General features: G+C 69.0%; 22 protein-coding genes. 9 read left to right on the forward strand and 13 right to left on the reverse strand.

What is annotated here, in order from left to right; all coding sequences use genetic code 11:
• Nucleotides 1-87: 87 nt before the first annotated feature.
• The 4 genes from fchA to J2W78_RS19715 form a co-directional block, all read right to left on the reverse strand.
• The gene (gene fchA / locus J2W78_RS19700; protein ID WP_253373299.1) at nt 88-714 is read right to left on the reverse strand and encodes a methenyltetrahydrofolate cyclohydrolase; all 627 of its coding nucleotides are present in this window, start codon (nt 712-714) and stop codon (nt 88-90) included.
• 134 nt (nt 715-848) lie between these two features.
• On the reverse strand, nt 849-1,715 hold the full coding sequence (locus J2W78_RS19705) for an NADP-dependent methylenetetrahydromethanopterin/methylenetetrahydrofolate dehydrogenase (RefSeq protein WP_253373301.1): 867 nt from the start codon (nt 1,713-1,715) through the stop codon (nt 849-851).
• A 146-nt stretch (nt 1,716-1,861) separates the two neighbouring features.
• Nucleotides 1,862-2,806, reverse strand: a complete 945-nt coding sequence (locus tag J2W78_RS19710; RefSeq protein ID WP_253373303.1) for a D-2-hydroxyacid dehydrogenase — start codon at nt 2,804-2,806, stop codon at nt 1,862-1,864.
• Between the two features lie 163 nt (nt 2,807-2,969).
• Nucleotides 2,970-4,178 (reverse strand): aminotransferase class V-fold PLP-dependent enzyme, encoded by a 1,209-nt coding sequence (locus J2W78_RS19715; protein ID WP_253373304.1) that lies wholly within the window; start codon nt 4,176-4,178, stop codon nt 2,970-2,972.
• Nucleotides 4,179-4,831: 653 nt separating this feature from the next.
• On the opposite strand from J2W78_RS19715, the gene J2W78_RS19720 reads away from it, so the two are divergent.
• The 3 genes from J2W78_RS19720 to J2W78_RS19730 all read left to right on the forward strand — a co-directional run bounded on the left by J2W78_RS19720 (nt 4,832) and on the right by J2W78_RS19730 (nt 7,526).
• Nucleotides 4,832-5,644 (forward strand): UDP-2,3-diacylglucosamine diphosphatase, encoded by an 813-nt coding sequence (locus J2W78_RS19720; RefSeq protein ID WP_253373305.1) that lies wholly within the window; start codon nt 4,832-4,834, stop codon nt 5,642-5,644.
• A 25-nt stretch (nt 5,645-5,669) separates the two neighbouring features.
• Nucleotides 5,670-6,746, forward strand: coding sequence for a glycosyltransferase family 4 protein (locus tag J2W78_RS19725; protein WP_253373306.1), 1,077 nt, complete (start codon nt 5,670-5,672; stop codon nt 6,744-6,746).
• 129 nt (nt 6,747-6,875) lie between these two features.
• Nucleotides 6,876-7,526: a ribonuclease HII gene (locus tag J2W78_RS19730; RefSeq protein WP_253373307.1), complete on the forward strand. Its 651-nt coding sequence runs from the start codon at nt 6,876-6,878 to the stop codon at nt 7,524-7,526.
• Between the two features lie 220 nt (nt 7,527-7,746).
• Here J2W78_RS19730 and J2W78_RS19735 read toward each other — a convergent pair whose 3' ends face one another.
• Entirely contained in the window at nt 7,747-8,889 is a 1,143-nt protein-coding gene (locus tag J2W78_RS19735) for a PA0069 family radical SAM protein (RefSeq protein WP_253373308.1), read from the reverse strand.
• Between the two features lie 160 nt (nt 8,890-9,049).
• Here J2W78_RS19735 and J2W78_RS19740 point away from each other — a divergent pair, with 160 nt between their 5' ends.
• A complete protein-coding gene (locus tag J2W78_RS19740; RefSeq protein WP_253373309.1) occupies nt 9,050-9,571 on the forward strand; it encodes a hypothetical protein in 522 nt (173 codons plus the stop codon).
• Nucleotides 9,572-9,602: 31 nt separating this feature from the next.
• Here J2W78_RS19740 and J2W78_RS19745 read toward each other — a convergent pair whose 3' ends face one another.
• The 7 genes from J2W78_RS19745 to J2W78_RS19775 form a co-directional block, all read right to left on the reverse strand.
• Nucleotides 9,603-9,785, reverse strand: coding sequence for a hypothetical protein (locus J2W78_RS19745; protein WP_253373310.1), 183 nt, complete (start codon nt 9,783-9,785; stop codon nt 9,603-9,605).
• A gap of 256 nt (nt 9,786-10,041) precedes the next feature.
• The gene (gene rpmG / locus J2W78_RS19750) at nt 10,042-10,209 is read right to left on the reverse strand and encodes a 50S ribosomal protein L33 (protein WP_003602581.1); all 168 of its coding nucleotides are present in this window, start codon (nt 10,207-10,209) and stop codon (nt 10,042-10,044) included.
• A 214-nt stretch (nt 10,210-10,423) separates the two neighbouring features.
• Entirely contained in the window at nt 10,424-11,248 is an 825-nt protein-coding gene (gene panB / locus J2W78_RS19755; RefSeq protein WP_253373311.1) for a 3-methyl-2-oxobutanoate hydroxymethyltransferase, read from the reverse strand.
• 427 nt (nt 11,249-11,675) lie between these two features.
• The gene (locus J2W78_RS19760; RefSeq protein WP_253373312.1) at nt 11,676-12,071 is read right to left on the reverse strand and encodes a thioredoxin family protein; all 396 of its coding nucleotides are present in this window, start codon (nt 12,069-12,071) and stop codon (nt 11,676-11,678) included.
• Between the two features lie 31 nt (nt 12,072-12,102).
• Nucleotides 12,103-12,690 (reverse strand): rhodanese-like domain-containing protein, encoded by a 588-nt coding sequence (locus J2W78_RS19765; protein WP_253374093.1) that lies wholly within the window; start codon nt 12,688-12,690, stop codon nt 12,103-12,105.
• 17 nt (nt 12,691-12,707) lie between these two features.
• A complete protein-coding gene (locus J2W78_RS19770; RefSeq protein WP_253373313.1) occupies nt 12,708-13,523 on the reverse strand; it encodes a quinoprotein dehydrogenase-associated SoxYZ-like carrier in 816 nt (271 codons plus the stop codon).
• A 41-nt stretch (nt 13,524-13,564) separates the two neighbouring features.
• Nucleotides 13,565-14,497, reverse strand: a complete 933-nt coding sequence (locus J2W78_RS19775; protein WP_253373314.1) for a quinoprotein relay system zinc metallohydrolase 2 — start codon at nt 14,495-14,497, stop codon at nt 13,565-13,567.
• 186 nt (nt 14,498-14,683) lie between these two features.
• Between J2W78_RS19775 and J2W78_RS19780 the strand changes: the two genes are divergently transcribed.
• The 3 genes from J2W78_RS19780 (at nt 14,684) to J2W78_RS19790 (ending at nt 17,514) form a co-directional block, all read left to right on the forward strand.
• A complete protein-coding gene (locus J2W78_RS19780; protein WP_253373315.1) occupies nt 14,684-15,268 on the forward strand; it encodes a TetR/AcrR family transcriptional regulator in 585 nt (194 codons plus the stop codon).
• 97 nt (nt 15,269-15,365) lie between these two features.
• Complete coding sequence (locus tag J2W78_RS19785) at nt 15,366-16,352, forward strand: CobW family GTP-binding protein (protein ID WP_253373316.1); 987 nt, start codon at nt 15,366-15,368, stop codon at nt 16,350-16,352.
• Between the two features lie 211 nt (nt 16,353-16,563).
• On the forward strand, nt 16,564-17,514 hold the full coding sequence (locus J2W78_RS19790) for an IS110 family transposase (RefSeq protein WP_253373317.1): 951 nt from the start codon (nt 16,564-16,566) through the stop codon (nt 17,512-17,514).
• Nucleotides 17,515-17,989: 475 nt separating this feature from the next.
• On the opposite strand, the gene J2W78_RS19795 is transcribed toward J2W78_RS19790, so the two are convergent.
• Entirely contained in the window at nt 17,990-18,241 is a 252-nt protein-coding gene (locus J2W78_RS19795) for a hypothetical protein (protein WP_253373318.1), read from the reverse strand.
• Nucleotides 18,242-18,831: 590 nt separating this feature from the next.
• On the opposite strand from J2W78_RS19795, the gene J2W78_RS19800 reads away from it, so the two are divergent.
• Together J2W78_RS19800 and J2W78_RS19805 are read left to right on the forward strand one after the other, a co-directional pair.
• On the forward strand, nt 18,832-20,247 hold the full coding sequence (locus J2W78_RS19800) for an O-antigen ligase family protein (protein WP_253373319.1): 1,416 nt from the start codon (nt 18,832-18,834) through the stop codon (nt 20,245-20,247).
• Nucleotides 20,244-23,606 carry a PAS domain-containing protein gene (locus tag J2W78_RS19805; RefSeq protein ID WP_253373320.1) on the forward strand — a complete coding sequence of 1,121 codons (3,363 nt, stop codon included), beginning with the start codon at nt 20,244-20,246 and terminating at the stop codon, nt 23,604-23,606. Before J2W78_RS19800 ends, J2W78_RS19805 begins: the two co-directional genes overlap by 4 nt.
• The last annotated feature ends 37 nt before the right edge of the window (nt 23,607-23,643 follow it).

Raw genomic sequence — 23,643 nt, forward strand, 5'->3', positions numbered from 1 at the left:
CAATCGCGGGCTTGAGCCCCGTCCGGACACGTCGCGCCCCTGGATCGCCCCGCGCTCACTCGCGAGGATGGCAGGGGCGCGAACGGCTCAGTTCACCTTGGCCTTCACAGTCTCGTAGATCCGCTCGTTGAGCGCGCCCGCCTCGGCTAGCAGGCCTTCCAGCTCCTTCAGTCGCTCCTCGGCAAAGGCGCGGTCGTCGAGGCCCTTGGCGTTGACGTAGACGTTGAGCGCGGCCGAGCGCAGGCCGGCATAGGCCGAGAGCACGGCGACGCCGGCATCGGAGATGACGTTGAGATTGCCCTTTTCGGCGACGATCTCGGCCAGATCGATCACCTCGCGGCAGACGCGGCAGCAGGCGAGCGGCACGTCGGTCGCCGTCCTGAGCGCCTCCTGGATCTTCGCGGCGCGGGCGGCCTTCTCCTCGTCGGTGTTCTTCGGCAGCCCGTAGGCGCCCATCACCGCATCGAAGGCTTCCACATCGTCGGCGATCATGCCGGTGAGCGTGCGGCGCAAGCCTTCCGACTTCTCCAGCACCTGCTTCAGGTCGGCCTCGACCTCGACGTATTTCTTCTTGCCGATGGTGAGGTTGCACACCATCGAGACCAGCGCCGCGCCCATGGCGCCGGAGATCGCGGCGGCCCCGCCGCCGCCGGGGGTGGGAGCCGAGCTGGCGAGCCCGTCGAGGAATGTTTCGATCGTCTCGTTCGCGGCCATGGGTCCCTCCCCTGTCGGTTCTTGTTGATTCACCGAGGTGGCGCCGAAGGCCGGCGCCACCTCAAGTTCTTGTTTTTGCATCGTCCCGAAAGACGGCAACCATTTTCGGGACGATGTCCTAGGCTATGAAGCCGTCAGGCCATTTCCTTGGCGAGCTTGTAGATCTCCTCGGCGTCGAAGACGCCCTCGCTCGACTCGAACAGCTTGGCGATGCAGGCGCGGTGCAGCTTGAGCTTCAGGCCGCCGATGCCGAGCGCACCGAAGGCGCGCTTCCCGCCGTACTCCTTGCCCTTGTCGGTCGCGTCGATGCCACCGATGCCGAGCGGCGGCTGGGCGTTGTAGTCGGCCACGATCTCGATCGAGGCTTCGTTCTGCCAAGTCGCCTGCGGCAGCAATTCGAGGCCGATCGCGCCGGCGGCGAAGACGAGATGGGCGCCTTTCACCGCTTCCGAGCGCGAGGCGTCGTCCGGCGTCTCGGCCGCGGTGACGTTCACCTTGAAGCGCTTGTTCACGGAATCGGCCGCGGCCTGCGCCTTGTCGAGCTTGCGCCCGCACAGCACGACCTCGGCGCCCTCGCCGGCCAGCAGCGCCGCGGAGCGCATGCCGACCGGGCCGGTGCCCGCGAGCACCACGGCTTTCTTGCCCTTCACCGAGCCACCCGCCGCCTTGACGACGAGCGCCACGCCCGCCGCGGCGGTCGTGTTGGAGCCGTTCGAGTCCAGCATGCAGGAGACGCGGAACGGTCCGAAGAAGCGCTTCTTCACCGCCTCGAACACCCGCTCGCCAGCGGCCATGTCGCCGCCGCCGACGAAGATCGCCGTCGACTGCTTCTCTTTACCGCCGCGGGTGTAGATCGTGCCGTCGACATAGGCGCCGACATTCTCGGGCGTGACGTTGCCGTAGCCGGCGATGTGGTCGGCACCGCCGTCGTAGCCGACGACGACGTCGAACACGCTCGGGGCGGCATCGGTGTCGAACTGGAAGAGCAGCTTCTTGGACATGATTCCTCTGGCCGGTTGTTCATGGGCCGCCGTGACGGGTCACGCGGCACGTCCGTAGGGAGGATAAGCCCAGGGCCATCCGGCCCCGATCGTCCTCGCCCCTGAGATGTTTCTCATAGCGCGGCCCCGTTTGGCGCCGCAGCCACTCACGCCTCTACGACGTTCTGCGGCTTGCCCGCGACGTAGGCCTCGACGTTGTCCACGAGCTGGTCGGCGAGGATCTGCATCGCCTCCTTGCTCGCCCAGGCCACGTGGGGCGTGACGATCAGGTTCGGCAGGTCGGCGTCGCACAGGATGTTGCCGTCCTTCGGCGGCTCCTGGGCCACCACGTCGAAGCCGGCGCCGCCGATGGTGCCGTCCTTGAGCGCCTGGAGCAGGGCCGCCTCGTCCACCAGCCCGCCGCGGGCGGTGTTGATGAGGATCGCGGACTTCTTCATCTTCTTGAGCTGCTCGGCCCCGATCATGTTCTTGGTGTCGGGGGTCAGCGGCACGTGCAGCGTGATGACGTCGGACTGGGTCAGGATCGTATCGAGATCCACGAGCCCATCCTGGGGGAACACGTCGAAGGCCAGCACCTTCATGCCGAGGGCTTCCGCCCGCTTGGCGATCGACTTGCCGAGCGCGCCGTAGCCGATGATGCCGAGCGTCGAGCCGGCGATGTCGTAGATCGGGTAATCGAAGTAGCAGAACTGCTTCGACTTGTTCCAATCCCCCCGGCGCACGGAATTCGCGTAGGGGACGATCGCCCGGCGCAGGGCGAACATCAGCCCGACCACGTGCTCGGGCACGGTGTTGAAGGCGTAGTTGCGGATGTTGACGACGGTGATGCCCTGCGCCTTGGCAGCAGCCTTGTCGACGACGTCCGTGCCCGTGGCGGCCACCGCGATCAGCTTCAGGTCGGGAAGCTGCTTCAGCGTGTCGGCGCGCATCGGCACCTTGTTGATGAGCGCGATCTCGGCGCCCTGAAGGCGCTCGACGATCTCCTCCGGCGTCCAGGTCGACTCGTATTCCTTGTACTCGTGCGGGAAGTTGAATTCGCGCACGGTCGCGTCGAGCGACTCGCGATCGAGGAAGACGACTTTCTTTGTCATTCTGGACCCCTTCCGGATCGACCGGCGGGCGTAACGCCGGCCCCGTTTCCTCACTGTCTCGAAGCGTCTCCCGCGCAAGGTCCGGCAAGCCGGATCGTCCGCGGGGCGCCCTTCTCTACTTGGCGGAAGCGGCGCCGTTGGAACCGGCGCCGCTCACCAAAATTCAGGCCTTGGCGAGGGGGTTCTCGCGCAGGTAGCTGGAGGCGGCGGCGACACCCGAACCGGGGGTCACGTTCACGCCGTTGTCGATGAGCGACATCTCGGCACCGGCGATCGCGCCGAGCAGCGAGAGTTCGTTCAGGTCACCGACGTGGCCGATGCGGAACACCTTGCCCGCGACCTGGGACAGGCCGGCGCCGAGGGCGAGGTTGTAGCGCACATAGGCGTGCTTGATGATCTTGGCCGCATCCACACCTTCGGGCGCCAGGATGGCAGTGACGGTGTCGGAGTTCCACTCCGGCGACTTGGCGCAGGTCTTCAAGCCCCAGGCCGCGACGGCTTGGCGGGTCGCCTCACCGAGCACGGCGTGGCGGTGGTAGACGTTCTCCAGGCCTTCCTCGAACAGGCAGGCGAGCGCCTCGCGCAGGCCGTAGAGGAGCGGCAGCGGCGGGGTGTAGGGGAAGTAGCCGGTCGGGTTCTGCTTCTTCTGGTCTTCCCAGTCGAAGTAGACGCGGGCGAGCCGGTCGTTGCGGCCGGACTGGCCCTCGGCAGCCTTGAGCGCCTTCTGGCTGACGCAGAGCACGCCGAGGCCGGCGGGTAGCATCAGGCCCTTCTGGGAGCCGGCGATGGCGCAATCGACCTTCCACTCGTCGGCCTTGAAGGGCAGCGAGCCGATGGACGACACGCCGTCCACGAACAGCAGGGCCGGGTGGCCGGCGGCGTCGATCGCCTTGCGCACGGCGCCGATGTTGGAGGTCACGCCGGTCGCGGTCTCGTTATGGACCACCATGACGGCCTTGATCTCATGGTTCTTGTCGGCGCGCAGGGCCTCCTCGATCTTCTCGGGCTTGGCGCCGGTGCCCCACTCCTCTTCCTGGACGATCACGTCCAGGCCGAGGCGCTGGGCCATGTCGATCCAGAGGTGGCTGAACTGACCGAAGCGGGCGGCCAGCACCTTGTCGCCGCGGGCGAGCGTGTTGCTCAGCGCCGATTCCCAGATGCCCGTGCCGGAGGCCGGGAACAGGAAGATCGTGCCTTCGGTCGAGCCGAACACCTTCTTGGTGTCCTCGAACAGCGGCTTCGTCAGCGACGGGAAATCGACCGAGCGGTGATCCTCGGACTGCACCGACATGGCGCGCATCACCCGGTCCGGGATGTTGGTCGGGCCGGGAACGAACAGGTGGTTGCGTCCCGGACGTCTCGTTGCCGCCATGAGAATTTCCTCCAATTAAGTCGTTCTGGGCAGAGCGGCCCTTCGCGGCCGCGATCCCGCCCGATCCTGATGGCGGGCGCAAGCCCGCCGCGAAACGTCGTTCAGTCCCGCCGCAAGGCCGCGCGCAAAGATGCCTTCCGCCGGCCGGGACCGTACCACTGCGATGTCGGATCGTTGACCGTCCCGGAGCGGCGAAGCGGCCGTCGTGCCGCCCGCGTCGCGGCGCGTGCAGCCGCGCCGGTCGCCTCCAAAGGACAGAACCCTCGATGCGTCAGCCCAGCGCCGCATTCAAGCGCGCTCCTGCTGCGTGTCCAGCGCTCCCATCCGTCGCGGCCATTCCCACACCTCTGCCGGGTGCTGCCGCGCATGCACGAGGCACGCACGGCGGATGACCTTGGCTGCCGTTATGCCTCCCCCGCCGGGGAATGGAAAACGGAAAAAACTGAACTGAAAAACAAAAAGATTTTCGTATGCGCCGGCCGCGGGCGGGGTCTGCGGCACGCCGTGGGCGGGCGCGATGCCCGAAACCGGGAAAGGCCGGCCGGAGCGCGGAAGCGGGGCAGGTTGATGCACCCCGCCGTCATCAAACTGAGATCGGAATGCGATTTGGCTCTCCCGCATCGCGATGCGGTTGTGAGGAGCCGGAGGCGCCCGTGTCCCAAGATCCGGAATCGACCATCCGCGTTCGGACGCTCTTCCTGTCCGATCTGCATCTCGGCACCAAGGGCTGCCAGGCGGCCCTGCTGCTCGACTTCCTGCGCGACGTCGATGCCGACACGATCTACCTCGTCGGCGACATCGTCGACGGTTGGCAGCTCCGCTCGGGCTGGTACTGGCCGCAGGCGCATAACGACGTGGTGCAGAAGCTGCTGCGCAAGGTGCGGAAAGGCGCCCATGTCGTCTACGTGCCGGGCAACCACGACGAGTTCCTGCGCGACTATATCGGCATGACCTTCGGCGGCATCGAGATCGCCGACAGCCGGGTCCACGTCGCGGCCGACGGCAAGCGCTACCTCGTCATCCACGGCGACCAGTTCGACATGGTGGTGCGCCACTCCAAGTGGCTCGCGCATCTGGGCGACTGGGCCTACACCTCGGCGCTCGCGGTCAACACCGTGGTCAACCGGGTGCGGCGTCGCCTCGGCCTCGCCTACTGGTCGCTCTCGGCCTGGGCGAAGCTCAAGGTGAAGAACGCAGTCAACTTCATCGGCCAGTTCGAGACCTTCCTCGCCACGGAAGCCCGGCGCCAGGGCGCGGACGGGGTGATCTGCGGCCACATCCACCACGCGGCCCACCGCGAGGTCGAGGGGCTGACCTACCTCAACACCGGCGATTGGGTGGAATCCTGCACCGGCATCGTCGAGCATTACGACGGCCGCATGGAGGTGCTGCACTACCCGACCCTGCTGCGCGAGCGCCGTGCGGCGGAGAGCTTCGAGCCCGAAATCCGACGCGCCGTCGCCTGACCTTTCCCCCACACACGAGACCCGCATGAGGCTGCTGCTCGCCACCGATGCGTGGCACCCGCAGGTCAACGGCGTGGTGCGCTCCGTGGAGCGCATGGCCGAGGCCGCCGCCGGCCTCGGCGTCGAGGCGCTGATGCTGACGCCGGCCGACTTCCCCTCCCTGCCGATGCCGGGCTACCGCGAGATCCGGCTCTCGCTGGTCACCCGCGGCCGGGTGCTGTCGCGCTGGAAGCGGCTCGCGCCGACCCATGTGCACATCGCCACCGAAGGGCCGATCGGCCACGCGGTGCGCGCCGCCTGCCTGTCACGGGGGCAGGCTTTCACCACGAGCTACCACACCCGCTTTCCCGAATACCTCGCCGCCCGCGCCCCCGTGCCGGAGGCCTGGAGCTATGCGTGGCTGCGCCGCTTCCACGCCGCGGCGAGCGGCACCATGGTCAGCACGCCCTCTCTCGAACGGGAACTGGCCGGGCGCGGCTTCACCCACCTGATGCGCTGGACCCGCGGCGTCGATACCGACCTTTTTCGCCCCCGCGATGAAGAGACAGAAGCCGGCCCGTTGCGCGATCTGCCGCGGCCGATCTTCCTCTCGGTCGGCCGGCTCGCGGTCGAGAAGAACCTCGCCGCCTTCCTCAGCCTCGACCTGCCGGGCTCAAAGGTCGTGGTCGGCGACGGGCCGGATCGGGCGCGGCTCGAGGCGCTGGCGCCGGACTCGCATTTCCTCGGTGCGCTCACCGGCGAGGCGCTGGCGCGGGTCTATGCCAGCGCCGACGCCTTCGTGTTTCCGAGCCTGACCGACACCTTCGGCATCGTCCTGCTAGAAGCGCTCGCCTCGGGCCTGCCGGTGGCGGCCTATCCCGTGACCGGGCCCCTTGACGTGATCGGTGGCACCGGCGCGGGCGCCCTCGACGCGGACTTGCGCACGGCAGCGCTCGCCGCGCTCGCGATCCCGCGAGAGCGCTGCCGGGCGGAGGCGATGCGCTACACCTGGGCCGAGAGCGCCCGCCAGTTCTACGACAACATAGCGACCGCCCACGCGCCCGGATCGGCTCGGCGTTCCGCCCGCCATCCGAGCGGCGCCCCGCTGCCGCGCCCCGGCTGAACGACGCCGACCTTCCGGCGGGACCGATCGGATGCCGCCGGATACTTTTTCAGTGTGGTCCCCCTTGTCCGCCGGGTTTTGACCCGCCCCGGGATGACCGGCGACCGCGAGAATGCGAGGGTCCGCGCCATGGCCCTTCGACCGAAATCCGTCAAAGCCCCGCGCCCTTTCGATCCGGCACTTGCCGCGACCTATCCGGCGGTGATCGGCTGCGACGAGGTCGGGCGCGGGGCCCTGTGCGGTCCGGTAATGGTGGCGGCCGTCTGGTTCGACCCCGTCGCCTTTCCGCCGGAGATCCTGGCCCGGCTCGACGACAGCAAGCGCCTGGACCATGCCGCGCGCGAGGCGCTGACCCCGCTGATCCGGGCGCATGCGCGGGTTTCGCTCGCGGCGGGCTCGCGGGCGCTGGTGGACCGGGTGAACGTGCGCGGCGCGACCCTCGACGCCATGCGCCGGGCGGTCCTGGGCCTCGGGCTCGACGCGACCGTGCTGGTGGACGGGCGCGATCCGGTTCCCGGCCTCACGCAGGGCTGCCGCCCGGTGATCGGCGGAGACCGCCTCGTGCCGCAGATCGCCGCCGCCTCCATCGTCGCCAAAACCGTTCGCGACGAGATCATGCGTCGTCTGGCCTCGCGCCACCCGGCCTATGCCTGGGAGCGCAATGCCGGCTACGGCACCGCCGCCCACCTTGCCGGCCTCACCGCGCAGGGTCGCAGCCCGCACCACCGGGTGAGCTTCACGGGGCGGTTCGAGGCCGCGCGCGCCCTCTCGGACGCGTGACGCGGTTGGATCGCTGCGTGTCCCGTTGAGCCCCCCTCTCCCCGCACGCGGGGAGAGGCCCATGGCCACCCCGTCTTGCCCATGGGAAGCGGAGGCGCAGCCGCAGCGGCGGTGAGGGGGCGGCTCAGGATCAGCCTGTTCCGGCCAAGCCCCCTCACCCTCGGCTGCCGTCTCCCCGCACGCGGGGCGAGGGGATGCGCTCGCCCTCCCCCGAGACTCCTCAAAACAAAGCGAGCTGGTCCCCTGCCCTCTCCGGCCGGCGAAACAGCTCCGTCGTCTGGCGCACCGGTTCTTCCGGATAGCCGAGGCGGCGCTTGGCCAGGGCGAAGCGGCGGCGGATCAGGTCGGCATAGGGGCCCTGCCCGATCATGCGGGTGCCGAAGGCGGCATCGTAGGCCTTGCCGCCGCGGGCCCCGCTCAGCAGGGAGAAGACGTGCGCCTTGCGCCCCGGATAATGCTCCGAGAACCAGTCGCCGACCAGTTCGTCGAGTTCGTGCGGCAGGCGCAGCAGCACGTAGTTGGCCTCCCGCGCGCCCGCCGTCCGAGCCGCTTCGAGGATCGCCTCGATCTCGTGATCGTTGAGCGAGGGAATGACGGGTGCAGCGATCGCCATCACCGGCACGCCCGCCTCACTCAGGCTCCGGATCGCCTCCAGGCGCTTGCGCGGATGCGGCGCGCGCGGCTCCATGCGGCGGGCGAGATCCGGATCGAGGGTGGTCACGGAGATCGCCACCTTCACGAGACCCTGCGCCGCCATCTCGGCGAGGAGATCGCGGTCGCGCAGGATCAGGTTCGACTTCGTGACGATGCCGACGGGATGGCGGAACCGGGCTAGAACCTCCAGCACGGCGCGGGTGATGCCGTGCGTGCGCTCGATCGGCTGGTAGGGGTCGGTCGCGGTACCGAGCGCGATGGTCCGCGGCCGGTAGCCCGGCGCCGACAGCTCGCGCTCCAGCAGGGCGGCCGCATCGGGTTTCGAAAACAGCCGCGTCTCGAAATCGAGACCCGGTGAGAGCCCGACATAGCCGTGGTTCGGCCGGGCGAAGCAATAGACGCAGCCGTGCTCGCAGCCGCGATACGGATTGATCGACCGGTCGAACGAGATGTCCGGCGAGGCGTTGCGGGTGATGATGTGGCGGGCGCGTTCCGGCGTCACCTCCGTACGCCGGACACGTTCCGCCTCCCCCGGCCAGCCATCGTCGAAGGTCTCGTGCCGGGTCGCCTCGAAGCGCCCCTCCGGGTTGGCGGTCGCCCCGCGACCGCGCCGTGCCTCCGGCGCGACCGGGGAACCGCCTTGTGAGAAGCCGGTCGGCTTTCCCCGAAGCGGCGTCTGTCCGTTCCCCACCCCGAACCCCACCGTCATGCCATGCTCGCGTTCTTCATAAGAACATAGCGCGAACATGAAAAGCGGGGATGCACAAGTTTCGTGCAGGTGAGGGCTTTGTCCGTCCTCCGGGGCCGTCGAAGGCGAGGGCAGCGCAACGAGTGCTTTGCGAAGGCGGAAAATCGGGTATTCGCCCCCCATGATCTCCGGCCTCATCCACGTGGCGCGATCCGCCGACCCTGCCGCGATCGAGTGCCTCGCCGACACGCTGAGCGCACTCGTTGCGGGCGTGGCGGCCGGGCTCGTGGGCGACGCGGTGATCGTGACGGCGGAGGCCTGCCCCGCGCTGGAGACGGTGGCCGAGGGCAGCGGTGCAACCTTGGTCGTGCGCCCGCCCGGCGCCAACCCGTGGAGCGCGGGCGCGCGGGCGGCGCGGCGCGAGTGGCTGCTGTGCCTGGAGCCGGGCGACATCCCGGCGGAGGGCTGGATCCGCAGCCTCGACCGCTTCGTCGGCACGGCGCGGCCGGACATGGCGCTCGGCCGGATGCGACGGGCATACGGTGCTCTACCGGCTCGGATCGCCGCGCGAGGAGAGAGCGTGGTCGGCGCGCGCGGACCGCGGGCGGGCGATGTGGTGCGGCGGGAGCGGGTGCTGGCGGGCCTGCCGTTCTCGCCCCGCCTCAAGGTGCGGATGCTGACCGCCCGGCTCGACCGCGCCTGAGCCCGCGACCGGCCACGCCTCGGCGAGAACGTCAGCTCACCCGGAACCAGGCCGGGGCCGAGCGCAGCAACACCACCAGAGCGGTCGCCACCAGGGCGGCCCCCAGGGTGATTTCGGCTGAATGCGCGTAGCCGGACCGTTCCAGGACGGTGGCGGCCGAGGCAATGGTGAGGCCGATACCGGCCGGAGCGAGGCAGCTGGGCAAGGCGTTCATGCGCCGACCCTAGACGCGATCGCTTGCGCGAGCGTTACGCCGGGCCGCCCTGATTCTTCAGCACTCCGTGAGGATGGGTCGATGCTACAAGGAAGCGGGTGCCGGAACGCGAAAAAGCCGCCCCGATGCCGGAGCGGCCTTGCCGCATCGCTTCCCAGGGAAGCGGACGCTTGGTATCTCGCCCCCGGCTGCACCGACACGCCCCGAAGGCGGTCGGGGTCCGGGATTTGGGCGAGACCGGCTTACTTGATCTCTCTTACTTGATCTTGGCTTCCTTGAACTCGACGTGCTTGCGCGCGACCGGGTCATACTTCTTCATGACCATCTTCTCGGTCTGCGTGCGGGAGTTCTTCTTCGTGACGTAGAAGTAGCCCGTGTCGGCGGTCGAGACGAGGCGGATCTTGACGGTAACGGCCTTGGCCATGGCGTGGCGCTCCTAAAGCGGGTCGAGGGGCGATTCGCTGGTGGCGGCGCCAGCGCGGGCGAAACGCAAAAGGCCGGGAAGCCCCGGCCGAATTCCGGCGCGGTCAATGCCCGATGGGGGGCGTTTCGTCAAGCCGGACTGTGCCTGCGCAGGCGGGCGCCAGCGATTGGGGCCGGCCGAAACCCAGGGTGATCGCTCTGAAGCGATGGCCTTGTCACCGCGGCGGGTAGGTGTGCCCCTCGGCCGGGAAGCGGCCCGCCTGCACCTCATCGGCATAGGCGCGCACCGCCTCCTCGATATGGGCGCGCAGCGAGCCGTAGCTCTTGACGAAGCGCGGTACCCGGTCGCTCAGGCCAAGCATGTCCTCAAGCACGAGGATCTGCCCGTCGCAGGCGGCGGTCGCGCCGATGCCGATGGTCGCCGCGCGGATCGTCGGGTCGGTGGCAATGGCCCGCGCCACCGGCTCGACGATGCCTTCGAACACGATGGCGAAGGCGCCCGCATCGCTGATCGCGCGGGCATCGGCCCGCAGGCGGTCTTCGTCGCCGGCCCCGTGCCCCTGCACCTTGAAGCCGCCCATCGTGTTCACCGATTGGGGGGTGAGGCCGATATGCCCCATCACCGGCACGCCGCGCTCGGTCAGGAAGGCGACCGTCTCGGCAAAGCGCGCGCCGCCCTCCAGCTTGATCGCCCCGGCGCCCGTTTCCTTGAGGACGCGGGCGGCGTTGAGGAAAGCCTGCTCGCGGCTCGCCTCGTAGGAGCCGAACGGCATGTCGACCACGACGAGGGCGCGGGAGGTGCCGCGCATCACGGCCTGGGCCTGGAGAATCATCATCTCCAGGGTCACCGGCAGGGTCGATTCCATGCCGTGCATGACCATGCCGAGAGAATCACCCACCAACACGAAGTCGCAATAGGCATCGACGATGCCCGCCGTGTGCGCGTGATAGGCGGTGAGCGCGATGATCTTGCGCCCCTCGGCCTTGCGCTTGATCAGATCGACCGCCTGGAGACGGCGCGTTTGAACGACCTGCGACATGGCTCGTGATCCGGAGTCTGGCGTTCCCGGGGGCGCCCATCGGATCGGGCGCGGCGTGCGGAACGCCTCTATAAGCCCGATCGCGCCGCCCCGCAGGGGGCCTGTAGGTCGGTTCCGGTGGATCGGACGCGAAGTGTCACGACGAGAAGGTTCACCCGGAGGGGCCTGCCTTCTCCTGCGGCGTTCCGGCTCCTTCACGCAACGACCGCCGAAAGCGGCGGCCGGCAATCAACGTGAAATGCGCTTCGGTCGTCCCGCTCGCCCTTTTTCGGGCGTTTCCTCCCTAGACTTCGGACCGCCTCCGGGTCCGCCGTTTTTCCGCCACATCCAAGCCGGTGTCAATGGCGTAGCCTGAAGATCGAGGCGATTGAGATTGCTCGAAATTTAGACTCTTGAGCACACTTGGCCGAATCATGGCAAAAACGTGTCAGAGCGCTTTTTCGAGGAGCTGCTCGATCCATTCGGGTTGGGTCTCGCCGACCGAGCGGGCAACCTCAGTGCCGCCCTTGTAGACGATGAGCGTGCTCTGCATCTGCGCTCCGAACCGGCGCACGAGTTCGCGCTGCGTGTCGAAGTCGATCGTGAAGACGGCGAGCGTCTTGAAGCGCGGGTCGGCGGAGAGCGCGGCCAGAATCGGCTTCTGTGCGCGGCAGATCGGGCACCACGGCGCGGAGATCTGCACGAGGATCGGCCGCCCCGCCGCCTGCGCCGCCTCGAAGGCTTTCTGGTCGTAGGCGGCGGACTCGGCGGCCTGTCCGGCACCGGCCCAGCCGCCGGCCAGGACGGCCGCCGCGAGGATGAGAACGTTCCGGCGGTTCGTCATCGGTGTCCTCACGGCCTCTCAGCTCAAAGGCTCAGCGCTGGGGGGCGCGCGCGCTGTCGACACGCGCCCAGGCCGGATCGGGCTTGGCGACGGCGGTGTCGTGATCGTCCTGCCAGCCCTCGACGCCGGGGGGGAACCAGTGGACGCGGCTATAGCCGGCCGCGACCAGCCGCTTGCCGGCGTTCCAGCTGCCCCAGCATTCCGGCCGGCAGAAGGTCACGACGGGCTTGGCCTTGTCCCCGCCCGTCAGCTCGGCGACGCGCTTGAGGAAGGCTTCCTCCTTCTCGGGTGCGAGCGGGGCGCCGCCCGCGCCCGGCATCCAGACTGCGCCGGGGAGCGAGCGGTGGGTCGGCAGCCAGGGCCGGTCGGCGGGCAGGCCCTCGGGCCGGCGGTCGGCCAGCACCACGTCGATGAGGACCGGCCCTTGCGCCAGCAGGCCCTCGAGCCCCTTCAGATCGATGACCGTCGCGCCCTTGAGGGTCGCCGGGGTGTAGCCCTTCGGCGGCCCGGTATAGAGCCCGTCCGGCTCCGGCACGTTGACCGGCGAGTCGGCAGGGCCGGCCGCGCCGAGCATCAGGCCGAGGGCGGCCAACGCCGCGGTTCTGGCGATCACCCGCATGCTCTTCCCCATCGGCGTCAGTTGCTCGCGGACGGAACGGGGAAGGTCTGCGCCCAGCGCCCTTCCTGGTTGTCCGAGGCCGTGACCTTGAGCGACCCCTGTCCTTCCGGCTTGAAGGCGAAGTTGATGACCGGGTTCGAGGCGATGGAGATGTCGCCGTCGAGGTGGAACACGAGCGTGTCGCCGTAGGTCACGTCGAGCGCCTGGATGTAGCGGGCCGGGGTGTAGTCGCGGGTGAGCTGGTTCATCTGCATCCCCGAGAAGTTCGGATGGCGCACCATCAGCGTCGCCTCGGCCGGCTTGCCGGGCTGGACGTCGCCGACGAACTTCATGCGCATCTCGCCCATGCCCTTCATCGCCTCCTCGTCGCTCATGCCCATCGGCGCCGAGCAGCCGCCCGAAGCTTTGACGAACTTGGCCGATTCGAGGAGCCGCCCGTCCTTGGTCTCCACCACGGCGTGGACGTTGGTGTAGTTGTTCACCCGCACCCGCATCTTGATCTCGCCCGGGTCGGCGGCCGGGCCGAAGGTGAAGTGCGCCGCGTAGGGCGACGGGTTGTCGTCGATGATGAAGTAGAGGCCCTTCACGCTGTCCTTGTCGGCGAGCGTCAGGCCGATCGGCACCAGGGCGGCGTCGAGGGCGCGAGCGGGCGCGTCGATCTTCACGGCGCTGTCGCTGGCCTCGACCTTCCGGTCACCGAAGATCGACGCCTTGATCTCGGTCCAGCGGGCGGCGCGTTCCTCGTCGGTATCGGTGGCGCCGGCCAGCACCGGGGCGGGCGCGAGCGCCGCCGCGGAGAGGGTCAGGCCGAGGGCGAACATCAGGCGTTTCATGGCGCGTTTCCTTCCTTGAAGTCCCCCGAAGCGGGCGGCGGTCATTCCCATTCGAGTTCTTGGTAGGCCTGGGTGACGTTGCGGCCGTTATAGGTGTCGAACAGCGCCCAGTTGTCCTTTTCCCCCAGCGCGACGGTCTGCACCGCGGCCTCGATCGGCACGCCGGAGGCCACCGCCTTGCGGGTCTCGTCGCGCAGTGCCGAGAGATAACGCGCGAGATCGGCCATCGCCGGCGCGAACGCGACCCGCGTCGGGCCGTGGCCCGGCACCGCGTCGGCGGCGCCCACCGCCTTCAGCCGTTCGATCTCCTTGAACCAGCCGAGCAGGCTGCCGTCGAGCGAGGGGATACGGCCGACGAACAGCAGGTCGGCGGGGAACAGTAGCCCGCTGCCGGTGTCGAGCATCGACAGGTCGCAACTCGTATGCGCAGCACCGTGGGCGGTGAGCTGGAACGTGCGGTCTCCGAGATCGATCTCGGCGTGATCCTTCACCTCCATCGTCGGGTAGACCACCTCGCCCGCCGCCGCCTCTCCGAGGATCTCGACGAGCCGCTGGCGGTAGAACGCGCCCCGGGCATCGAGCGCACCGCGCAAGCTCGCATGGCCGACGAAGGTGGGGTTGTCGCCGCGGAAGGCGGTGGCACCGAAGACATGGTCGGGATGCACGTGGGTGAGCATCACGTAGCGGATCGGCTTGTCGGTGCGCCGGGCGATCTCCCGGCGCAGCCACTGCCCGTCGGCCAGGCTGCCGCCGGATTCCGTCACGAGCACCCCGTCGCGCCCGATGATGAAGCCAATATTGGCGATCCCATCAGCGTTCGCCGGTGTCGCTTCTGCGTCGGGCCCGCGCCGGATGAAGGTGCCGGGTGCGACCTCCTCCATAGTCATGGCATCGACGGCAAAGCCCGCCCGCGGCAGGCAGCACAGGCAGAACCCGCCGAACAAGGCCGCGCGGCGTGTGACGGGGGCGCTCATCGCCCGTCTCCGCCGGACTCGTGACCCTGGCACGTCCGTGCCGCCATCTGCCGCTTCCTCCCGCTGATTTTGTCGATATAGTGCAAACCATCTAGTAGGTAGATTTTTGCGCCGTCAAGTGCCACCATCGCGAAACGAAGGGGTCCATCGCGGGCACGTGATCGGCCCGATACGAACGGACGGACGATGAGAGACACGCGCGCATCGCTCCTCAGCGAGGCCGAGATCCTGGTGCGCGGCCGGGGCTATTCCGGCTTCAGCTACGCCGACCTCGCCGAGGCGGTCGGCATCCGCAAGGCAAGCATCCACCACCATTTCCGCACCAAGGAAGCGCTCGCCCAGGCGCTGATCGAGGCCTACGACGCGCGCTACGACGCGGCGCTCGACGAGATTTCGGGCGCGACCAGCGACGGGGTCGCCCGGATCGAGGCCTATGGCCGGCTCTATCTCGGTGGGGTCGAGCAGGGGCTCGGCTGCCTGTGCGCGGCGCTCGCCGTCGAGTTGGAGACGCTGCCCGAGGCCCTGCGCCGCGCCATCACCGCCTTCTTCGAGAAGCACATCGCTTGGCTCGCCGGCGTGATCGAGGAGGGCCAGATCTCCGGCAGCGTCCGCGCCGGCCTCGACCCGCAGGCCCATGCCCGGATGATCGTGGCGACGCTGGAGGGTTCATTGCTGCTGGAGCGGTTCCTCGCCGGCCCGGAGGGGTTCGGGCGGACGCTGGCGGCCCTCAGCGAGGGGCTGCGGCCGGCCCGTTCGAACGGCGGAGCGTGACAAGAGGCTGCGTTGCAACGGCGCGGCCTTTCATGGACGCCCGTTGATACAATATGACAGGCCATACCCTTCACAGCTCCCTCTGCCCAGGTTTGCCATGTCCGACGCCTCCCCCCTCGCCGCATCCCAAAAGATCCCGGTGACGGTGCTCACCGGCTATCTCGGCGCCGGCAAGACGACGCTGCTCAACCGCATCCTCACCGAACAGCACGGCAAGCGCTACGCCGTGATCGTCAACGAGTTTGGCGAGATCGGCATCGACAACGACCTCGTAGTCGGCGCCGACGAGGAAGTGTTCGAGATGAACAATGGCTGTGTCTGCTGCACCGTGCGCGGCGATCTGATCCGCATCATGGACGGGCTGGTGAAGCGCCGCGGCAAGTTCGACGCGATCATCGTCGAGACCACCGGGCTCGCCGACCCGGCCCCCGTGGCCCAAACCTTCTTCGTCGATCAGGATGTCGGCGAGGCCGCCCGGCTCGACGCGGTGGTGACGGTGGCCGACGCCAAGTGGCTCACCGACCGGCTCACCGACGCGCCCGAGGCGAAGAACCAGATCGCGTTTGCCGACGTGATCCTGCTCAACAAGTCCGATCTCGTCTCGGGCCAGGATCTCGACCGTGTCGAGGGCCAGATCCGCGCGATCAACCCCTGGGCCAAGATCCACCGCACCGAGCGCTGCGCGATCCCGCTCGATCAGGTACTCGACCGCAACGCCTTCGACCTCGCGCGCATCCTCGACGTGGAGCCCGACTTCCTGGAGGAGGGCCACCACCATCACCACGACGAGCAGATGCAGTCGGTCTCGGCCAAGATCGACGGCCCGGTCGATCCGGAGAAGTTCATGCCCTGGATCTCGAACCTGACCCAGGTTCAGGGGCCAGACATCCTGCGCTGCAAGGGCATCGTCGCCTTTCCCGACGAGCCGAAGCGCTTCGTCTTCCAGGGCGTGCACATGATCCTCGACGGCGACGTCCAGGGCGATTGGGGCGCCGACGAGCCGCGCGTCTCCCGCGTCGTGTTCATCGGCCGCAACCTCGATCCGGAGGCGATCCGCGAAGGCTTCTTCGCCTGTAAGGTCTGATACGGTTTCCTGTACCTGAGGGCTGGCCGTGCTTTGATACGGCGTGGGCGTCTGGCGATCTGACGGTTTCCGGGTCCGTCACGATGACACCGGCTTTGCCGTCGTGGCGCGACCGTCAAACGGCACGATCCCGGACGCCCTGTCTTGCGTATTCCGAACAATCGGTTGGGTCCCGCTGCGGCGGGCACCCGCGTACAGGACAGGATCCGCCATGCTCAGCCTCGTACCGGTGGCCGGCATCGATGTCGGCCAGCACTTCCTCGACCTCGGGTTCCATCCCGCCGCCAAGCCGCTCCGGTGTGACAACACCCCGGCCGGCATCGAACGCCTGATCGCCGCCCTGCGCCCGCGCGGCATCCTGCGCGTCGCCCTGGAGGCGATCGGTCCCTATGCTCATCCCGGCACGGTCGCCCTGGCCGAGGCTGGCTTTGCGGTCGCCCTGGTCGATCCGCGCCGGGTCCGGGCCTTCCGCACGGCTGAAGGACAGATCGCCAAGACCGACCGGCTGGACGCAGCCCTCATCGCGCGCTTTGCTCAGCGCATGCCCGAGCACCTGCACCCCGCGCCCGCGCTCGATCAGGTCCGGCTCAAGGCGCTCTCGACCCGTCGGCGCCAGATCACCGAGCTGATCGCCATGGAGAAGACGCGTCTCGCCCAGGCCCTCGATCCCCTGGTGGCCGACAGTCACCGGACGGTGATCAAGACCCTGGAGGGCGCCTGCGCGGCCATTGAGGCGGAACTCGACCAGCGCATCGGCGCCGATCCGGCCCTCGCCCGCAGGCGCGTGATCCTCACCTCGATCCCGGGCATCGCCCGGCGCATCGCCACCGTGTTGATCACCGACATGCCCGAACTCGGAGCCCTCGACCGCAAGGCCGCGGTGAGTCTGGCCGGCATGGCGCCCCACCCGACCCAGAGCGGCGGACATCCCGGACGCCACGCCATCGCGGGCGGTCGACCGTGTCTGCGAACCGCGTTCTACATGGCCGGCATGGTCGCGGCCCGAACCTGCCCGACCTTCAAGCTCCCTTACCGGGCCATGCGAGACGCGGGCAAACCCGCCAAGGTCGCCATCGTCGCCACCGGCCGACGCCTCGTCGTCCTCGCCAACGCCCTCCTCAAGGACGACAAAACCTTCGCTGAAAGCAACCTCATGGCTTGACCCGCAATACAGTCGCCGCTTGATCCAAGCGGGGACCGGATCAGCCAGCCCGCGCGGCGCCTGAGCGAAGCCCAAATCCGCTATTCCGAAGGGATCAAACGGATTTGGTATGAAGCAGCGCGCTGCCGATCGGGAAACGCGCATGAAAAAAGGCCGCCCTCGCGGGCGGCCCTTTCGTTTTCGTCGATCGCACCGCCGGTCGGCCGACCGGGGACTTTCGATCAGAGGGTGGCGTTCGGCGTCAGAGGTTGAGCAACACGCTCGCAGAGCCGATCGCGGTGGTCACGAGGCCAACCGCGAGAGCACCGATCATCCCGTAAGAAAACGCCTGCATCATCCGCATCTGTCGAAAATCCTCCATTCGTATCCAATCGAAGCGCCTGTCGCCGATCCCGCTGCCGGTTCGGCGGAAACGAAGCGCGTTCAAACAAGGGTTGAGAGATCAGGCTCGTCCCGGCTGGATCGGGCCGAAGACTCAGCAGCGGTTGCCGCCCGCGGTCTGGCCGTACTGCTTGACCGGGAAGTTCTGCTGGTTGGCGTTGCCTTCCGCGGCCGAGTTCATCGGGCAGGCGGCGTAGCGCGGGCCGTCATGGACGCCGAGGGAGTCGGTCCAGCCGGACGTCATCGGGATCGGGCGGGCATAGCTTTCGCTGAAGGCCAGGGCGGACGTGACCGGTGCGACACCCAGGGCGATAGCGGCGACGGCAGCGGCAATACGGGTCTTCATCAATCTCTCCGATGATCTGTCTCAGGATAGTCCGACGATCCGAACTTCCGTTTTCTTCGCTAAACTGGATATGGGGAGCGTTTGTCCGCCCTGACGTGCCGTGGCGCACGTGGTGAGCCGGCAAGGCGCTGGGCCGGTTTTTCGGCGCCGTCCCGGCAAAGTCGAGGCCGGTCCCATCCGGCCGAAAGTCCGCCGCCGGGTCGATCCTATTCGGGTCGCAGAATCGTTCCGACGGATAACGTCGGCACATCGTCCGTCACGATGCGCCCGCGACGATCGCGCGATCATCTGGCGCGTCGCCTCGGACTTGTCGTTCCGGCCGGGGTGCAGGCACCCCGGCCGTGCATCTCGCGCGGGGCGCGGCGAATGAATCCGTACCCAGGCGGAACGACGACCTCAGGTTTGCTAGTAGCCATGTTGCGCACCCTGACAGAGCGGAAAGTGCCCCGCAGCCCGGTGCTGTTGGTTAAAACGCAACCTTTCGGTGGTTCGATCCGTCCGGTTGAGGGGTCCGCAATCCCGCCGGGTGCCGCGTCGCGGGGCTCTGGCGGGTGGCGTGCGCGGGGCCCCGCGAGAGTTCGAGTTCGCCGATGTCCTCCATGACAGCCGCGCCGACCGGTGCGACGGCCGCCGCGTCGGCTTGGGCCGCGGGCGCGTCACCATGGGCCGCGGGCGCCTGGGGCCGCGTCCCCGCCCTTCGCGCGGTCCAGGGCTTGGCGAGCGGCCTCCACGCGGCGTTCATCTTCTTTGCCTGCTTCGCCTTCTCGGACGCCTCGCCCTACGACCTCGTGGCGATTCCGACGATCGTGCTGTGGCTGGCGCTCGGCATCCGCCTGCACAGGGGGGCGCTGCCCCTCGTGCTCCTGCTCCTCGCCTACCTCACGGCGATGGGGATCGCGCTGCTGCCCTATCTCAACGAGCCGCTGTCGGTGACGTGGACCGTGCAGCTGTTCTACCTCGCGGCCACCTGCATCTTCTTCGCGATGCTCTACGCCGACGACACGCGGGCGCGCATCGAGGTGGCGCTCAAGGCCTATACCGCGAGCTGCGTGCTCTCGGCGGGGCTCGGCATCGTCGGCTACCTGCAACTGCTCGGCATCGAGGATCTGTTCTACAAATACGGCCGCGCCTCGGGCACCTTCCAGGACCCGAACGTGTTCGGCTCCTTCCTCACGCTCGGCGCGCTCTACCTGATCCACCGCCTCCTCTCCGGCGCGACCCGCTGGCCGATCCTGTCGCTGCTCAGCCTCGTCGTCGTGATGGCGGGCATTTTCCTGTCCTTCTCGCGCGGCTCCTGGGGCGGGACGGTGGTGGCGGTCGCCGTCATGGTCGTGGCGCTCTACGCGACGAGCCGCTCGCGGGCCCTGCGACGGCGGATCGTGACCCTCGGCCTCGTCACCGTCGGCTTCGGCGCGGTCGCGCTGGCGGGGTTGCTCTCGATCGACAGCGTCGCCCAGACCTTCCAGACCCGCGCCGCGGTCACGCAGGACTACGACGAGGGCGAGACCGGCCGCTTCGGCAACCAGATCCGCGGCATGGGGATGCTGCTGGAGGAGCCGCTCGGCCTCGGCCCCCTGCGCTGGCGCCAGATCTTCAACTTGGAGCCGCACAATTCCTACATCGGCAGCTTCGCCAACGGCGGCTGGATCGCGGGGGCCGCCTTCATCGCCCTCGTGGCGGCGACCTCCTTCGTCGGCGTCCGGCTGATGCTGCGCCCCTCGCCCTACCGGGCCTACGCGCAGATCGTGTTCCCCGCGCTGCTGATGTTCTTTCTCCAGGCGATGCAGATCGACGTGGAGAAATGGCGCCACGTCTACATGATGCTGGGGATGGTCTGGGCGCTGGAGGCGGCCCGCCTGCGCGCCGTCCGTGCGCCCTTGACCCTCCCCCTCCCGCGGCGCATCGGAGACCATCCGAGCGTTGCAGCACCGCCCGGGACAGGCGGAGCGCACCGAAATTGGATCGGAGGCAGGGGCGAGGTGTCCGGAACGACGGTGAGGCCGTGACCACGGGAGCGGCAAGCGAGGCCGAGCGCCTCGCGGCCCTGCACGCGTTGCGCATTCTGGATAGCGATCCGGAGGCGCAGTTCGATGCCGTGTGCCGGACGGCGCAGCGCCTGTTCGGCGTCGCGGCGGCCTATATCTCCCTGGTCGATGCCGAGCGGCAATGGCTCAAAGCCTGCGCCGGCACCATGCCGACGCAGTCGCCGCGAAAGGACTCCTTCTGCGACCAGACGATCGAGCAGGATGCGATGCTCGTCGTTCCCGATGCCCGCTGCGACCCACGCTTTTCCGGGCTCGGGATCGTCACCGGCCCGCCCCACATCGTGTTCTATGCCGGCGCCCCGCTGATCCTGCGGCCGGGCGTGCGGCTCGGCTCCCTCTGCCTCGTCGATCCGCAGCCGCGGGACTTCACCCCGGACGACGCGGCGGCCCTGCGCGACCTCGCCGAGATCGTGATGGCGCAGATGCGGCTGCGGCGCGACAACCTCGCCTTCGCCAGCGAGAAGGCCTTGCGGCAGATCCACGAGAGCACCATCCGCGCCCAGGGCGTGGAGATCGAGCGGCGGGCGAGCGCCAACTCGCTCCTCACCATGGCCGAGCAGATCGCCCAGGTCGGCCATTGGCGCATCAATTTCGCCAGCGGCCAGCCGATCTATTCGGAGAGCCTGCTGCGCATCGCCGGGCTCGATCCGGCGGCCAAGCATCCCGGCCTCGCCCGGCTGTGCCATCATGCGGACCGGGAGCGCGTCGAGGCCGCCCTCGCCGCGGCGATCGCCGGAGGGCGCGACTTCGAGTTCGAGACGCGGTTCGCGCGGCCCGACGGAACGGTCCGCGACGTGTTGGTGCGCGGCACCGGCAAGACCGACGAGGCGGGCCGCACGATCGGGCTGTTCGGCATCCTCATGGACGTGACCGACCGGCTGCGGATCCAGGCCGAGATGCGCCGCAGCGAGATGCGCTACCGCAGCCTGGCCGATGCCCTGCCGCTGCTCGTCTGGACCATCGATCCGGACAGCGGCGAGGCGACCTACGTCAATGCGCGTTTCGAGGATTACTACGGCCCGATCGGCGCCTCGCGGGTGCAGCGGCTCGCTCGCAACCATCCCGACGACGCGCCCGCCATGGAGGCGGCATGGCAGGCGGCTCAGGCCAGCGGCCGGGGCTATGACGGCCAGTGGCGCCTGAGGGCGCGGGACGGTTCCTACCGCTGGCACAAGCTGTCGATCACCCCGATCCGCAGCGCGGGCGACCCGGCCGGGATCACCGAGTGGATCGGCACCGCGCTCGACATCGACGAGATCGTCTCCGCGCGGCTGTCCGTGGAGGATACGAGCCGCCTGCTCGGCATCGCCCTGGAGGGTGCGGAGGCCGGCACCTTCGACTGGAACCTGCGCACCGGCATCACGGTGCTGTCGCCGGAGAGCGTGAGGCTCTACGGCCTGCCCGAGACCGGTGAACCGCGCGCCCTGTCGCCGACGGAATGGACCGCGACCATCCACCCCGACGACGTCGTCGAGGCGTGGAACCGGATCCACCACGCCGTCGACTCTCGGTCCCGCTTCACCGCGGAGTACCGGGTGGGCGAGCGCTGGCTCTACACCTCCGGCCGCACCCTCTACGAGGGCGACGGCCGCCCCTACCGGATGCTCGGGCTGCATCTCGACATCACCGAGCGCAAGGCGGCCGAGGCGGCCCTGCGCGCCGCCACCGCCGAGGCCCGCGCCGCCACGGTGGAGGCCGAGCGGGCGAGTGCGGCCAAGAGCGAGTTCCTCGCGGCCATGAGCCACGAGATCCGCACGCCGCTGAACGGGATCCTCGGCTATGCCGACCTGCTCCTCGACCGGACCGACCACGATCCGGAGGATCAGCGCCGCCTGGAACTGATCCGCGTCTCGGGCGAGTCCCTGCTCACCGTCGTCAACGACGTTCTCGACGTCTCCAAGATCGAGGCCGGCCAACTCGAACTCGACCCGCTTCCCTTCGCGCTGGGCAAGCTGATCGAGGACACGGTCGCGATCGTGCGCGGCACCGCCCTCAAGAGCGCGCTGACCGTCGAGGCGCGGATCGATCCAGACCTGCCCGCGAGCGTGGTCGGCGACGCGAACCGCCTGCGGCAGGTGCTGTTCAACCTGCTCAACAATGCGGTCAAGTTCACGCCGGCGGGCTCCGTCGTCCTCACGGCCCGCTACGAGGGCTCCGTCCCGGGCGCAGACGGCGATCCCGCGGAAGCGCTGCGCTTCGAGATCAGCGACACCGGCATCGGCATCGCGCCCTCGCAGCGGCACCGGTTGTTCAAGCCCTTCAGCCAGGTCGACGGCTCGATCAGCCGGCGCTTCGGCGGGTCGGGCCTGGGGCTCGCGATCTGCCATCGCCTCGTCAGCATGATGGGGGGCGAGATCGGCGTCGAGAGCCGGGAGGGCGCCGGCTCGACCTTCTGGTTCACCCTGGCCCTGCCGCGCGCCACCACGCCGCCCGCCGCGCAGCCGGCGGCCGGACCGCTTCGCCCGGAAGCGGCGCGACCGGCCCGGCTCCTGCTCGTGGAGGATGTGCCGATCAACCAGACGCTGGCCCGCGCCGTGCTGGAGGTGCAGGGCTACCGCGTCGATGTGGCAGGTGACGGGAACGCAGCGATCGCGGCCGTCGAGGCCACCTATGGCCCGGAGGAGGCCGGCACCGACCCTTACTCCGTCGTGCTGATGGACGTGCAGATGCCGGGCATGGACGGCCTCACCGCGACCCGCCGCATCCGCGCCATGACGGGCCCCGCCGCCCGCCTGCCGATCGTGGCGATGACGGCCAACGTCCTCGACGGGCAGGTGCAGGAATTCATCGCGGCGGGCATGGACGACCATGTCGGCAAGCCGTTCAAGCGCGCCCAGCTCTGCGCGGTGATCGAGCACTGGCGGGCCGTCGGCGCCGAGCGGGCGCGGGAGACGACATCCCCGGCTCGTCCGCCCAGAGACCTTCTCCGGCGTCGCCCCGAAAGCGTGCCGCCGGATTTCGCGGATCGCGGGCACGGCGAGCCGTTGCTCGACCGCGCCGCCTTTGCCGCCGTGCAGGCCACGATGGGCCGCGAGCGCGTGCTGTCGCTCCTGTCCCTGCTCGAGCTCGACCTCGAGCTGCGCTTCCTCCCGGAGGGGGCCGAACCGGGCCGGACCGAGTTCGACCGGGAGCAGCTCGCCTACGACGCCCACGCCATGGTCGCCGCGGCGGGCGCCCTCGGCTTCATCGCCCTGTCCGGTCTGTGCCGGGAGATCGAGGACGCCTGCCGGGACGGCGGCGCGCTCGGCCCCCTGATCCACCGCCTCGCGACGCTGCGGACGGGAACGCTCGGAACGATCAGGGCCCTCAGGGCGGCGTAAGATGCCTCCGAGGCCTTTCCGCGTCTTGAGATCGCGG

The sequence above is a fragment of the Methylorubrum extorquens genome, from assembly GCF_024169925.1.
Classification (GTDB): Bacteria; Pseudomonadota; Alphaproteobacteria; order Rhizobiales; family Beijerinckiaceae; genus Methylobacterium; species Methylobacterium extorquens_A.